Source organism: Bacillus sp. GbtcB10, from assembly GCF_019091365.1.
Taxonomy (GTDB): Bacteria; Bacillota; Bacilli; order Bacillales; family Bacillaceae; genus Bacillus; species Bacillus altitudinis.
On the sequence record NZ_JAGXJP010000001.1, the window covers coordinates 461,549 to 474,847 of the forward strand.

General features: G+C 41.2%; 12 protein-coding genes and 1 riboswitch. Of the genes, 7 read left to right on the forward strand and 5 right to left on the reverse strand.

All coding sequences use genetic code 11. The annotated features are described in order from the left end of the window. Nucleotides 1-2: 2 nt before the first annotated feature. Nucleotides 3-1,196 carry an S-methyl-5-thioribose kinase gene (gene mtnK, locus KVT11_RS02575; RefSeq protein WP_017359452.1) on the reverse strand — a complete coding sequence of 398 codons (1,194 nt, stop codon included), beginning with the start codon at nt 1,194-1,196 and terminating at the stop codon, nt 3-5. 406 nt (nt 1,197-1,602) lie between these two features. On the opposite strand from mtnK, the gene KVT11_RS02580 reads away from it, so the two are divergent. From KVT11_RS02580 to KVT11_RS02605, 6 genes are all read left to right on the forward strand, one after another. Further along, entirely contained in the window at nt 1,603-2,793 is a 1,191-nt protein-coding gene (locus KVT11_RS02580) for a pyridoxal phosphate-dependent aminotransferase (protein WP_046343376.1), read from the forward strand. Between the two features lie 44 nt (nt 2,794-2,837). After that, a riboswitch (SAM riboswitch) is annotated at nt 2,838-2,939 on the forward strand. Nucleotides 2,940-3,038: 99 nt separating this feature from the next. Continuing rightward, nucleotides 3,039-4,256, forward strand: coding sequence for a 2,3-diketo-5-methylthiopentyl-1-phosphate enolase (gene mtnW / locus KVT11_RS02585; RefSeq protein ID WP_035392259.1), 1,218 nt, complete (start codon nt 3,039-3,041; stop codon nt 4,254-4,256). Beyond that, on the forward strand, nt 4,257-4,952 hold the full coding sequence (locus tag KVT11_RS02590; RefSeq protein ID WP_116306783.1) for a 2-hydroxy-3-keto-5-methylthiopentenyl-1-phosphate phosphatase: 696 nt from the start codon (nt 4,257-4,259) through the stop codon (nt 4,950-4,952). It abuts the gene before it with no gap. Continuing rightward, the gene (locus KVT11_RS02595; protein ID WP_025207241.1) at nt 4,916-5,548 is read left to right on the forward strand and encodes a methylthioribulose 1-phosphate dehydratase; all 633 of its coding nucleotides are present in this window, start codon (nt 4,916-4,918) and stop codon (nt 5,546-5,548) included. The genes KVT11_RS02590 and KVT11_RS02595 overlap by 37 nt, the downstream gene beginning before the upstream one ends. A gap of 16 nt (nt 5,549-5,564) precedes the next feature. Beyond that, nucleotides 5,565-6,095, forward strand: coding sequence for a 1,2-dihydroxy-3-keto-5-methylthiopentene dioxygenase (locus KVT11_RS02600; protein WP_024719646.1), 531 nt, complete (start codon nt 5,565-5,567; stop codon nt 6,093-6,095). Nucleotides 6,096-6,396: 301 nt separating this feature from the next. Further along, nucleotides 6,397-6,639: an aspartyl-phosphate phosphatase Spo0E family protein gene (locus KVT11_RS02605; protein WP_008346101.1), complete on the forward strand. Its 243-nt coding sequence runs from the start codon at nt 6,397-6,399 to the stop codon at nt 6,637-6,639. A 52-nt stretch (nt 6,640-6,691) separates the two neighbouring features. On the opposite strand, the gene KVT11_RS02610 is transcribed toward KVT11_RS02605, so the two are convergent. Next, nucleotides 6,692-8,191, reverse strand: coding sequence for a sporulation kinase KinD (locus KVT11_RS02610; RefSeq protein ID WP_035392257.1), 1,500 nt, complete (start codon nt 8,189-8,191; stop codon nt 6,692-6,694). A 204-nt stretch (nt 8,192-8,395) separates the two neighbouring features. On the opposite strand from KVT11_RS02610, the gene mhqR reads away from it, so the two are divergent. Then, nucleotides 8,396-8,851 carry a MarR family transcriptional regulator MhqR gene (gene mhqR, locus KVT11_RS02615; protein ID WP_003211701.1) on the forward strand — a complete coding sequence of 152 codons (456 nt, stop codon included), beginning with the start codon at nt 8,396-8,398 and terminating at the stop codon, nt 8,849-8,851. 186 nt (nt 8,852-9,037) lie between these two features. Here mhqR and motB read toward each other — a convergent pair whose 3' ends face one another. From motB to KVT11_RS02635, 3 genes are all read right to left on the reverse strand, one after another. After that, the gene (motB, locus tag KVT11_RS02620) at nt 9,038-9,805 is read right to left on the reverse strand and encodes a flagellar motor protein MotB (protein ID WP_019743067.1); all 768 of its coding nucleotides are present in this window, start codon (nt 9,803-9,805) and stop codon (nt 9,038-9,040) included. Continuing rightward, nucleotides 9,798-10,592: a flagellar motor stator protein MotA gene (motA, locus tag KVT11_RS02625; protein ID WP_008346088.1), complete on the reverse strand. Its 795-nt coding sequence runs from the start codon at nt 10,590-10,592 to the stop codon at nt 9,798-9,800. The genes motB and motA overlap by 8 nt, the downstream gene beginning before the upstream one ends. A gap of 561 nt (nt 10,593-11,153) precedes the next feature. Next, nucleotides 11,154-13,259: an ATP-dependent Clp protease ATP-binding subunit gene (locus tag KVT11_RS02635; RefSeq protein ID WP_210552421.1), complete on the reverse strand. Its 2,106-nt coding sequence runs from the start codon at nt 13,257-13,259 to the stop codon at nt 11,154-11,156. Nucleotides 13,260-13,299: the final 40 nt, after the last annotated feature.

Here is a 13,299-nt window from a genome sequence, read left to right on the forward strand (position 1 = left end):
CGTCACTCCTTTACAGTTTGCTGGAATAATGCGACGAGGTCAGACGCTGTTTCCACTGCTTGATATTGTTTGATGAATGTTTTTCCTAGTGTAAGTGCTGCTTTTTTCTGCTGAAGCCTTCTAGAATGTGATGGAATCGCATCGAGATCAGCCGCATGCGCAAGACCGATGGTTCGGCGAACAAGCTCACAGCCAGCAAAGCCGGTGGCTTCTTTTAAAATACGGTCAAACGTTGTTTCTAAAAAGCTGTCCGATACACTAAACGCTTCAATACTGTCTTCTTTCCATGCTTTTGTGAACACTTCTTTGAATGTTGCCCACACATTGACGACATGATCAAAAAGGTGCTGCTGATCCTGCTCATTCTCATGAGATAAAGCATTTATGAACAGATTGGCAATAAAGTGACCGATATCGAATCCGAAAGGACCGTAAAAAGCGAACTCTGGATCAATGATTTTCGTTTCCGTTTCGTTTGCAAAAATACTGCCTGTATGAAGATCTCCATGTACCAGTGTTTCAGCAGAGGTTAAGAAGATCCGTTTCAATTCGGCTGCTTTTGCTTGCAGTTCAAGATCAGCCCATAGTGCTTGTGCTTCTTCTCTTAATTCCTCTTCGAAGTCATTCGTTTCGCTGTCAAAGAAAGGATCTGTGAAGACGAGTTTTTCTGTAATGTCACAAAGATCAGGGTTCGTAAACTGCTTCACGAATTGTTTTTTGATTTTAGGATTTGTGGCAAAGTCAGACGTGTAAAATAGTGTTTTGCCTAAAAATTCTCCGACATGATCTGATAAATACGGATAATGTTTTCCGGCAATTAGCCCTTTTCTGACGATTTCAAGGTGTGATAGATCCTCCATTGCCGTCACTGCAAGAGCTGTATCCGAATAATAGACGGCTGGTACAAGATGAGGTGCATACTCTGACTGCTTGATGAGTGCTGCACTTTCAATTCTTGCACGATCTAATGTCAGCGGCCAGCTTTCTCCAACGACTTTTGCGTAAGGAAGGGCCTGCTTGATAATCAGTCCTTTTGCTTGTTTGTGATCATAAATATGAAAGACGTAATTTAAATTTCCGTCACCGATTTCAGTGCATGTTAAATGACTGCTCTCCTGAATCAATCCAAGTCTAATGGCAAGTGCAACTGCCGAACTTTCTGTTAATTCTTCATATGATGCCGTAAGTGTAACCAATTGCTTCCCCTCCAAATCATATAAAAAAGCCTCTTTCTCCTGAGAGAAAGAGGCTTGATGGCGTGTATGCTCGAAGCCTCTCTTATCTCTCAGCACATACGTCTGATGGAATTAGCACCGTGCCCTATAAGACAATGAATTGTCTTGGCGCTGTTCTTGCTGCGCCCCACTTCACAGTGGTATTAACGGTCGGTTGCTGTTGGGGTCAAAAGGCCAAATCCCTCGCCCAACTCTCGATAAGAGAAATCAATATGTAATTGTTTCATGTCTGCTTGCATTTCTTAATTCTAGATATTATCAGAGCTGCAGTTCACATGTCAATCTTTTTTCAAAATTGCTTTACAATTCATAAAACAATCCATTACAGTGATTGTATTGTCATGTAACTTGAATAGAAGGTGAAAAAATGGAATTCCAGCAATCGGATGTATTGAAACATTTACCGAAACAATTTTTTGCGTCGCTTGTACAAAAAGTACAGAAAAAAGTGCAGGAAGGAGCAGATGTGATTAATTTAGGTCAAGGAAATCCTGATCAGCCCACTCCTCCACATATTGTGAAAGCGATGCAGGAAGCGGTAGCAAAACCTGAAAATCATCAATACTCCTCATTCCGCGGGACAGCGAAACTAAAAAAGGCCGCAGCTGCTTTTTATGAAAGAGAATATGGCGTCACGCTTGATCCAAAGACAGAGATTGCCATCTTATTTGGAGGAAAAGCGGGACTAGTCGAATTGCCGCAATGTTTACTGAATCCAGGTGATACGCTGCTTGTTCCAGACCCAGGATATCCTGATTACTGGTCAGGCGCTGTGCTTGCCGGAGCTCGCATGGTCACAATGCCTCTTCTTGAACAAAATAACTTTTTGCCTGACTACCACCAACTGTCTGAGGAAGATAAGAATCAAGCAAAATTGATGTACTTAAATTATCCAAATAATCCAACTGGTGCGACTGCAACCCGGACATTTTTTGAAGATACTGTTGCGTTTGCGAGTGAAAATAAGATGTGTGTTGTCCATGATTTTGCATATGGCGGCATAGGGTTTGACGGCGAAAAGCCCCTTAGTTTCCTGCAAATAGACGGAGCAAAAGAGACGGGTATTGAAATCTATACATTGTCCAAAACGTATAATATGGCTGGCTGGAGAGTCGGTTTTGCAGCAGGGAATGCCTCTGTTATCGAAGCCATTGAGCTTTATCAGGATCACCTGTTTGTGTCACTGTTTAAAGCAACTCAAGATGCAGCAGCAGAAGCACTTTTAAGCGATCAAACGTGTGTTCAATTACAAAATGATCGGTACGAAAAAAGACGGAATACTTGGATTGATGCATGCAAAGAGATTGGCTGGGACGTCAGTGCGCCAAAGGGCTCGTTTTTTGCTTGGTTAAAGGTGCCTGAAGGGTATACATCTGAAACCTTTTCTGATGTATTGTTAGAAAAAGCACATGTTGTTGTTGCACCCGGGAATGGCTTTGGTGCTCACGGTGAAGGCTACGTCAGAGTCGGACTTTTAACAAGTGAGGAGCGGCTAAAGGAAGCAGCTGATCGTATCGCTGCCTTGCAGTTATTTGAAAAAAAGCCATTGACAACGTAAAAAAATGGTGCGATAATTCAGGCAATATTTAAGAAAATTGAATATTCTTATCAAGAGTAGGCAGAGGGACTAGCCCAATGAAGCCCGGCAACCGACTTCCATGAAGCACGGTGCTAATTCTTGCAGCAAGCGCTGAGAGATAAGATTCGGATGAATGAGACGAAACCTCTTTAACGCGCTGATCAAGCACTTAAAGAGGTTTTTTTATTGACCATATACAGGACGCAATCGAAAGGGGATTCCTAGTGAGTGAACTACTGGCAACATACGTACTAACACATCGAGAGGATGAACAAATAGACCGAAAAGCAGAGCAGATCGCACTTGGGTTAACGGTCGGGTCATGGACGGACTTGCCGCAGCTCAAAAAGGAGCAGCTGAAAAAACATAAAGGCCGTGTGGTGAGCGTAAAAGAACAGTCTCCCTCAATTGGTGGTCTGTATCAATCAGAGGTGACCATTGCTTATCCTGAGGCGAACTTTTCAGCTGATATACCAGCGGTGTTGACGACGATTTTTGGAAAGCTTTCACTGGATGGGAAAGTAAAGCTCGTCGATATCGAATTTTCGGAAAGGTTTAAAAGCTGTCTGCCAGGACCGGTATTTGGCATTGAGGGGATACGAAAGAAAGTAGGCGTGTTTGATCGGCCGCTATTGATGAGTATATTTAAAGGCGTGATCGGTCGTGATATGGAGGATTTAAAAGAACAGCTCCGCTTACAGGCTTTAGGTGGAGTAGACTTCATCAAAGATGATGAGATTTTATTTGAAAGCCCATTAGCCCCTTTTGAAGATCGAATCAAGGAAGGAAAAAAGATATTAAAAGAAACATATGAAGAGACAGGACATCGCACGCTTTATGCTGTTAATTTAACTGGTAGAACTTTTGATTTGAAAGATCGAGCAAGAAAGGCAGCCGAACTCGGGGCTGATGCGCTATTATTCAACGTTTTTGCCTATGGACTTGATGTCATGCAAAGCTTGGCTGAAGATCCAGAGATCCCATTGCCGATCATGGCACATCCGGCAGTGAGCGGTGCAATGACATCCTCTCCAGACTATGGATTCTCGCATTCTCTTCTTTTAGGCAAATTAAATCGATATGCTGGCGCTGATTTAAGTCTTTTTCCCTCTCCTTATGGATCAGTCGCCCTTCCGAAAAAAGATGCCATTGGCATTTTCGAAGCATGTGTGAAAGAGGATACAGTTCAACAAACATTTCCTGTCCCTTCAGCAGGCATTCACCCGGGAATGGTGCCGATCTTAGTCAAAGATTTTGGACTTGATCATGTCATTAATGCAGGCGGGGGAATTCACGGACATCCGCGGGGAGCAATTGGAGGAGGGAAAGCCTTTCGTTCGATCATTGATGCGGTAGTCAAAAAAGAGTCTATCGAAGAAAAAGCGTCAACTTGTCAAGACTTACAAGCAGCACTTGATCTTTGGGGAAGGGTAGCAGAATAAATGAAAAAACCAATTGTATGTTGTGATTTTGATGGCACGATTACGAAAAATGATAATATCATTCGCATCATGAAGCAGTTTGCTCCAAAAGAATGGACGAAATGGAAGGATGGTGTTCTAGCAAAAGAAATCACGATCCAAGAAGGCGTCGGACAGATGTTTCAGTTACTGACGAGTGATCAGAAAGAAGCCATTCGGTCATTTATTTTAGAGGATACAGAGATTCGTGAAGGATTTGAACAGTTTGTCGATGATGTCACAAAAGCAGACATTCCTTTCTATGTACTCAGCGGCGGTATGGACTTTTTTGTCTATCCCATCCTTGAAGGGATTGTCGAACAAGAGAATATTTATTGTAACCATGCATCATTTAAAGAAGACCATATTCAAATTGAATGGCCGCATGCTTGTGATTCAGAATGCCAAAATGGCTGTGGCTGCTGCAAGCCTTCCATTATTCGAGAGCTGACGCAGGAAGATGATTTTATTATCATGATTGGTGATTCAGTGACTGATATTGAGGCAGCGAAACATGCGGATCTCACGTTTGCGCGTGATTATTTACTGAACGAATGTAAAGAGCTAGGGCTCGTACATAAAGAGTATGAAACATTTGTTGATCTAAAAGCGCAATTTGATCAAATAAAGGAAGTGAAGGAATGGCAGACGAGAAGAGTAAACGCTGGAAGGAACTAGCAGACGTCAAACGTGAATTGGCACAAAGAGACTGGTTTTACGGAACGAGCGGCAATTTATCGATAAAAGTGTCGGATGATCCCATCACGTTTTTGGTGACGGCAAGCGGCAAAGATAAAAGAAAAGAAACCGACGAAGATTTTGTTCTTGTTGATGCAGCAGGTCAGCCGGTTCATCCGAATCAGCCGCTCAGGCCATCAGCTGAAACACTGCTTCACACATACGTTTATGAGCGGACGAAAGCAGGATGTTGTCTTCACGTCCACACGATCGATAACAATGTCATTTCTGAGCTGTATGGCGATAAAGGAGAAATTCGTTTTAAAGGCAACGAAATCATCAAAGCGCTTGGTTATTGGGAAGAGGATGCAGAAGTTACTGTTCCTATTATTGAAAACCCAGCTCATATTCCGCACCTTGCAGAGCAATTTGCAGTGCACCTGACGGACGATGCTGGTGCTGTACTCATTCGTAATCATGGCATCACCGTTTGGGGGAAAACCGCATTTGAAGCCAAACGAGTCTTAGAGGCTTATGAATTTTTATTTACCTATCATTTGAAAGTAGCGCTTTATCAAAAGCAGCTTGTTAAATAAAAAGGAGGAAACACACATGGCGACCATTTACATTCATAATGAAGAGAACACGTTACTTGAGAACGAACAAGAGGTCCAGGCGTATTTAGAACAGCAAGGGGTCATTTATGAACATTGGGATATTGAAAAACTACCAAAACAGTTATCAGAAAAGTACGATTTAACAGATGATGAAAAGGAAGAAATTTTAACTGTGTTTCAAGAGGAAATAAAGAGTATTTCCGAGCGAAGAGGATACAAAGCGCAGGATGTGATTTCATTATCAGATGCGACTCCTAACCTGGATGAACTGCTTCAAAACTTTAAACGTGAGCATCATCATACGGATGATGAAGTCAGATTTATCGTGAGCGGTCATGGAATCTTTGCCATTCAAGGCAAAGACGGCGTCTTTTTTGATGTGAGACTGAATCCAGGTGATTTAATTTCTGTGCCTCCGAATATTCGTCACTACTTTACACTTCAAGAAGATCGTCAAGTCGTCGCCGTTCGCATATTTGTCACAACTGAGGGCTGGGTGCCAATTTACGAAGAAGAAACGGTTTAATAGTGGGAGCTGATCATTTCGCATGAGGCGGAAGATCAGCTTTTTTTTAGGAAAATAGACATAAAATGAGAGAGAAAATAGTTGATTTTGGTCTTCTGCATAGGATAAAATTCTGTTTAATCAATGTGTCAGTCCTGTCCAATTTTGAAGTTTACCCCCAGAATTCATTGGGTAAAAGGTCTTTAGGCTGTAAAAAATTAAATAAAATAAGCATATTTAATTTAATTTACAAATAAAGTATAATTTTGGTGTCGGATCATTTAGAGCGTAGACAGACGAATTCAGAGCGGGAGCTGAGATCATGAATATTTATGTACGGAAAGAACAGCTATTAATGTCAATTGATGAAAAGAGAAGACAAATGGTAGAAGCTGCTCAAGTAGAAGGCTATACAGGTGAGACGACAATTAAATATAGTCAAGAACTGGACAACCTGATGAATGAGTATCAGTATCTTCTTTTTCATGAACAACAATCTGTTGCTTCCTTTCATGATCTTGTATCACAAATGAGTCTCCTTTCTGTCAATCGTCCTTCTTATTGACATCAAAAAAACCGGTCTTGCCATTAGCAAAACCGGCTGAATGTTTCAGCTATTAGTGTGCAGAAGGGAGCATGATGATCACGGTTGTTCCTTTATTCACTTCGCTCTCAATATCGATTGTCCCCCCATACATCGAAATGATCCGTTTACACACAACAAGCCCAAGACCTGTTCCTTTTTCCTTCGACGTAATAAAAGGGAGGAAGATATGTTTCAGCATCTCTTCTGGTATACCTTCACCTGTATCTTTCACTTTTATGATGACCTGTTCTTTTTCAGCCTCAATGACAATCTTCAAATGACCGCCATTTGGCATCGCTTCTAACGAGTTTTTCGCTACATTCAATACCACTTGTTTAATGTGATCCTTCGTGCAATACACGCCAACATCTTGAATGGTATTAATTTGCAAATCAACCTCGACATTATAAAGGTTCGCCTCAGAAAATACAATTGGCATGATCTCGCTCACAATTTCTTTCACAGAATTATTTTGCCACTTTTCAGCCGTTGGTTTTCCTAGCACAAGAAACTCACTGACGATTTGGTTAATCCGTTTAATTTCTTCCTCGATGACAGAAAAATAAAGCTGATCCTCTTCTGAACGATACTTCTTTTGCAAAAGTTGAATAAACCCGCTAATGCCTGTTAATGGATTGCGAATTTCATGCGCTGTACTTGCCGCAAGTGTTCCAATGAGTTCAAGCTTTTGTGCTTCATTTTGGTGGCGTTCCTGCTGGGTTTGTCGTCTTAAAATGATATATTGGACGAGTGTGAATAAGATATTTAAGAGAATAAATGCACTGGATAAAGGAAACAGCATCACAGACAGGACTTCACTTGTTGTCGCACGCTGCGGAAAAACCTCCAGCTTCCAGCTGTTTTCATCTAAATATGTAGACACGGTACTATCACTTTCAGATGCTGGCTGTGGACCACTTGTAAACACAACGTCTCCATTTTGATTCAGCATCTTAAAATGAAGCTCTGGGTTTAATACATTCATAATATTTCTTAAATAATCAATTTGAATCGCAGCGACTAGCACATTCGTGACTTCTTCGTTTTCATTCAAAACAGGGACACAAATGGAGAGAATCCGCTGCTTAGTAATGCGGCTTACATAGTTATCTGTGATGACGGTCTGTTTTGTGACTTGAATACGTTTAAAGTAATCTCTAAATGACAGGTTGATTTTTTCCTTTAATGGTGTGGTGCTGGCTGTGACATTTCCTTTTTGGTCTAGGAGATACAGGCCTGAAAAACGAGGTTCTTGTTTATAGATTTTCTCTAGGATGTTTTGTACTCTTTTCGTTTCAAGCGGCTGGTCAAATCCCATGGCAAGGGAAGTTAATCTTGCTTCTGTTTCACTGATTAAATAATTCATTTGGTTTTTGTGAATATTTAACATAAGTGTAGCGGTTTGTTTGTTTTTTACATCAATTTTCTCAGTTTCTTTTTCGTAGATAAAATAACTAATGATGAGGGTTGGAATCACGACCAAAATAAGGTAAAGCTTGATCTTCTTCCAAAACCCTTTCAGTATACTCATGATTCATCGCTCCAACGTATTACCTAATAGACTTATTATAGCATTGAACCTATCTTTATTACGATGACTTGTGAGATTTTTAAAAAATTAGGTGATTCGTTCTGGTCTCTTTTTCATGCTAAAAATGGTTCAACATGTTGACATTTTACTTATTGTTTATTAATGTCACATTAGTGGGTTGCATTTCATAAAGGATGATAAAAAATGGAAAATCATAATGTTGAGAAATCTTTGAAATTATTTATTGTACTATCACGTGCCTATCGCTCCATTAACCACCACATGAACAAACATATTGTGAAGCACGGTCTGAATCCAACTGAATTTGCTGTATTAGAATTGCTTTATCATAAAGGTGATCAGCCGCTTCAGCAAATAGGTGATAAGATCTTACTCGCAAGCGGAAGTATCACGTATGTGGTTGATAAATTGGAGAAAAAAGAACTCCTTAGCCGGAAAGCTTGTGCAGAAGACCGCAGGGTGACATTTGCACATATTACGGAGCAGGGAAGAGCTTTGCTTGATGACATCTTCCCAGATCATGCAAAAGAGATTCACGAGATGATCAGTGTGCTTAGTGAAGAGGAAAAGGATGCCTGCATCGATATGCTCAAACATGTAGGGCTGCGTGCCAAGCATTTATATGATCATAAAGAATAAACACATAAAAAAGGAAGCCGCTGGCTTCCTTTTTAGTATGTAGACTAATCCTCGCATATGGTGTCAGTCCTGCGCACCGATAAACGACAAGCGCTTTCAATCGCGCTCATAAGAAAAACAAAGGACTAAAATAAACATCATTTTAGCCCTTTGTCATGATCTGAAAGGAAGCTGCTGGCTTCCTATTTATTTTGCTTTTTTCTCAATTGGCAAAATAAGAACTTCGACGCGTCTGTTTTTACTTCTGCCTTCTGCGGTATCGTTAGAGGCAATCGGTTTAAATTCACCGTAACCTTTTGTGCTAAAGTTCTCTTGGTCTAGGTTGCTGTTTTCAAGGAGAATATTTAAAAAGTTGACCGCACGAATGGCGCTTAAATACCAGTTGGATTCAAATTCAGAATTCCGAATCGGAACGTTATCTGTATGTCCGCTAATGACGATATCACGAGCAGGGTTAATGACGAGCAGTTTTGATATTTCTTTGGCTAACGGAACATCCTGCGAGCGGATCACCGCTCGCCCAGAATCAAAGAAGATGCTGTCTTCAATTGTAATAAGCAGACCTTCATCCGTCAGCTTTGTTTCAAGCTTCGAACCAAGTTTTTTATCCGCAATGAATGAATCTACTTGCTTTTTAACCTTTGTTAAAACCGCTTGGTCACGAGCTTTCGCTTTTGCTTCTTCTTCTTCATCTTCTGCGGATTTTTTGGTTTGATTGCTGTTTTCTGTTTCTTCGGTGCTCTGCATGCTTGATTGGTCCATTACGCCAGTGCCGCCAGTAAAGACAACATTAAACGATTTAGCCATCTGTTCATATTTTGCCGCATCAATGGAGCTAGATGCAAACAGCACAATGAAGAGGGCGAGAAGAAGCGTAAGAAGATCGGCGTAAGGGATCAGCCAAGACTCATCTACATGGTCTTCATGATCATGGTTTTTACGTTTCCTAGCCATTCTGTTTTTCTCCTTCTTCAATGACAAGATTTGCACGTTCTTTTGCTGGTAAGTACATCAGAAGTTTTTGCTCAATGACCTTTGGAGACTGGCCTTCAAGGACAGAAAGAATCCCTTCAATCATAATGAGACGAAGCTTTACTTCTTCCTTTGATTTACGCTTCAGCTTGTTGGCAAATGGATGCCACAACACATACCCTGTAAAAATCCCAAGCAGTGTGGCGACGAAGGCAGCACTGATCGCATGTCCAAGTGCTTCAATGTCTCCCATATTTGCAAGTGCGGCAATAAGTCCGACAACGGCACCAAGTACCCCTAGAGTCGGAGCGTATGTACCAGCTTGTGTAAAGATTAATGCGCCTGACTGATGTCTCTCCGACATGGCATCGACTTCTTCTGTTAAGACGTCGCGAATAAATTCAGCACTTTGACCGTCAACCGCCATACTTAAGCCGTTCTTTAGAAAATCGTCATCGACTTCCTCAAGATTTGCCTCTAATGCCAAAAGACCTTCACGACGAGCAATTTGTGCCCAGTTTGAAAATAGAGGAATCATCTCTTGTATCGTTGGAAGTTTGCTATCTTTGAAAATTTTGCCGAATAATTTTGGTGTTTTCTTAATTTCACTAGATGGGAAGGCAATGACAACAGCTGAAATTGTCCCAACCACAATGATCAATATAGCCGCCGGGTTGATAAGAGCGGTTAGACTCACACCTTTCAAAACCATACCGACACTCAGTGCAATAAATGCTAAAATAATACCAATTAACGATGTTTTGTCCATTATCTCACCAAATCCTTTAACTATCTTTTTCTATAGTTAATATCGGTGTCTTCTAGAAGGGTTTTAGTCAGAATATAAAATTAAGACAGTTTATGTGAAGAAATTTTGACGAAAGCGCTTTCTGTGAGCCTTAAAAAAAGAAACTCCCTCATATAAAAGGGAGTTTTCAGCGTGTAGACAAACCCTGCATTCTTTGTCAGTCCTGCGTGCTAGTGCTCACGAATGTTACATTCGATCCGCGCCAGTACTCGTCCTACCTAGACTGCAAAGGTTTTCTATCACGCTGAAAAGAAGACACAGGGCTAAAATCAAGTTCATTTTAGCCCTGTGTCAACAATCTGGAAACTTCATCTTTTTTGAGCTGTTTCATCTAAGAGCAATTCTTTTAATTTTTCTTCATGTATGATTTTAATCAAATCGTAGTTCCAATTGATCATGTGATCCATGTGTTCCACCTCTTTTTCTTTTATCGTAAAGGAAAAGAGGCGGGGGAGCGTCGGCGCTCAGATGGAATTTAGACACTGCCACATGATGGAGCTGAAGATCCTCCTTAGGATGTACTTAGCTCTTTTTCACAACAATTTCGTCATGTTCAACATCGACTGTAAATCCAGTAAGTTGTTCTTCTTCAAGCAACATGTCCGTCATTTGATCCTCAACATGCTCTTGAATCGTTCTTCGTAACGGACGAGCCCCAAATGCTGGATGGTAACCAAGTTCAGCGATTTTTTCTTTCGCTTCGTTTGTGACGTGAACAGTTAGATTTTGTTCTTTTAACTGCTCTGACAAATCTTTGAGCAGAAGATCCACAATTTTGACTAAATCGTCTTTATCTAATGAATCAAACTGAATGATGCTGTCAAAACGGTTCAAGAATTCCGGTTTGAAATAAGCGCTCAGTGAATCAATCAATGATTGTTCTTCGATGGCTTCTTCTTGTTCAGACTGGAACCCGACTTTGACCGCTTTTTTATCTGTGCTGCCAGCGTTACTTGTCATAATGATGACCGTGTCTTTAAAGCTGACGGTTCTGCCTTGGCTGTCTGTTAGCCGGCCATCTTCCATGATTTGAAGGAACATATGCTGGACATCAGGGTGCGCTTTTTCGATTTCATCGAGCAAAATGATGCTGTATGGTTTTCTGCGAACCTTTTCCGTGAGCTGTCCGGCTTCATCATGTCCAACGTAACCAGGAGGAGAACCGATGATTTTGGACACGGAGTGTTTCTCCATGTATTCACTCATATCTAAACGAATGATCGCTTCTTTTGAGCCAAATAATTCTTCCGCTAATGTTTTAGACAATTCGGTTTTCCCGACGCCTGTTGGCCCAACGAAAAGGAAGGAGCCAGTTGGTCTGTGTTTTGATTTTAAGCCGGCTCTGCTTCTTTTTACGGCTTTCGCCACTTTTTCAACCGCATGTTCCTGACCAATGACGCGGGCTTTTAAGCGGACATCAATTTCTTTCATTTTTGTTTGTTCGTCTGCTTGTAGTTTGCCGACAGGGATACCTGTTTTTTGTTCTACAATCGACTGAATGTCCTCAGCTGTGACGACATGTTCTTTGTCATTTGTTTTGTTTTGCAATCTCGCTTCAATCGCTTCTTCTTCGTCTCGAAGCTTCGCTGCTTTTTCATAGCGTTCTTCATTTAAAGCGGCTTGTTTTTCAGCGGCAATTTGCGCAAGACGGTTTGTTAATTCATCTTCACTTGCTGCATCAATGGAGAGATTCGCTTTTGAACCTGCTTCATCCATTAAATCAATGGCTTTATCTGGCAAGTGGCGGTCTTGAATATACCGCGAAGATAATTGAACACACGCTTTAATGGCTTCGTCAGAATAGGTGACGCCATGATAGGCTTCATACTTATCCTGAATGCCTTTTAAGATCTCGAATGCTTCATCCTGTGTTGGCTCATCAACGATGACGGGCTGGAACCTGCGTTCAAGGGCAGCATCTTTTTCAATTTGACGATACTCTTTTAATGTTGTCGCACCTACTAGCTGCAGTTCCCCTCGAGCTAGAGCTGGTTTCAAAATGTTTCCGGCATCCATTGACCCTTCGGCAGAGCCTGCGCCTACAAGAAGATGAATTTCATCAACGAATAAGATGATATTTTTACGGCTTTGCAATTCTTTGATTAATTGCTTCATCCGTTCCTCAAATTGACCACGTACACCTGTGTTTGCCACAAGTGAAGAAACATCTAATAAATAAACTTGTTTGTTCTTTAATTTATTTGGTACATCTCCATTTGCAATTTTTAGTGCTAGTCCTTCGGCTATGGCCGTTTTACCAACACCAGGTTCACCAATGAGGACAGGATTGTTTTTATTTCTTCTATTTAAAATCTCAATGACTCTTGTGACTTCTTCATCACGGCCAATGACAGGATCGATTAAACCAGCATGTGCGCCATCCGTTAAATTCCGGCCAAGCTCGTCTAGCAAGCCTTTTTGTTTAGGCCGCTCTTGGCTCGTCGCATGTCCTGCTTGCTCAGAGAAGAATGAACCGCCTCCGAACAGGTTAGGACCCATTTTCATTTTTGACTGTTCCATCAAAGAGGTATAGCAGTCTTCACATAAAACCATTTGGCTACGGGACGAATTTACTTGCATATTCAGGCGAATCGTTGCTTCATTCACTTGACAATGTTGACAACGCATGAGCCATGACCTCCTTAAAATAAAGTTTGACTTTATTTGA

Coding starts and splice junctions, on each gene's coding strand:
- KVT11_RS02580 (WP_046343376.1), top strand. CDS start 1,603: ATGGAATTCCAGCAATCGGATGTATTGAAACATTTACCGAAACAATTT.
- KVT11_RS02590 (WP_116306783.1), top strand. CDS start 4,257: ATGAAAAAACCAATTGTATGTTGTGATTTTGATGGCACGATTACGAAA.
- KVT11_RS02595 (WP_025207241.1), top strand. CDS start 4,916: ATGGCAGACGAGAAGAGTAAACGCTGGAAGGAACTAGCAGACGTCAAA.
- KVT11_RS02600 (WP_024719646.1), top strand. CDS start 5,565: ATGGCGACCATTTACATTCATAATGAAGAGAACACGTTACTTGAGAAC.
- KVT11_RS02605 (WP_008346101.1), top strand. CDS start 6,397: ATGAATATTTATGTACGGAAAGAACAGCTATTAATGTCAATTGATGAA.
- KVT11_RS02610 (WP_035392257.1), bottom strand. CDS start 8,191: ATGAGTATACTGAAAGGGTTTTGGAAGAAGATCAAGCTTTACCTTATT.
- mhqR (WP_003211701.1), top strand. CDS start 8,396: ATGGAAAATCATAATGTTGAGAAATCTTTGAAATTATTTATTGTACTA.
- motB (WP_019743067.1), bottom strand. CDS start 9,805: ATGGCTAGGAAACGTAAAAACCATGATCATGAAGACCATGTAGATGAG.
- motA (WP_008346088.1), bottom strand. CDS start 10,592: ATGGACAAAACATCGTTAATTGGTATTATTTTAGCATTTATTGCACTG.
- KVT11_RS02635 (WP_210552421.1), bottom strand. CDS start 13,259: ATGCGTTGTCAACATTGTCAAGTGAATGAAGCAACGATTCGCCTGAAT.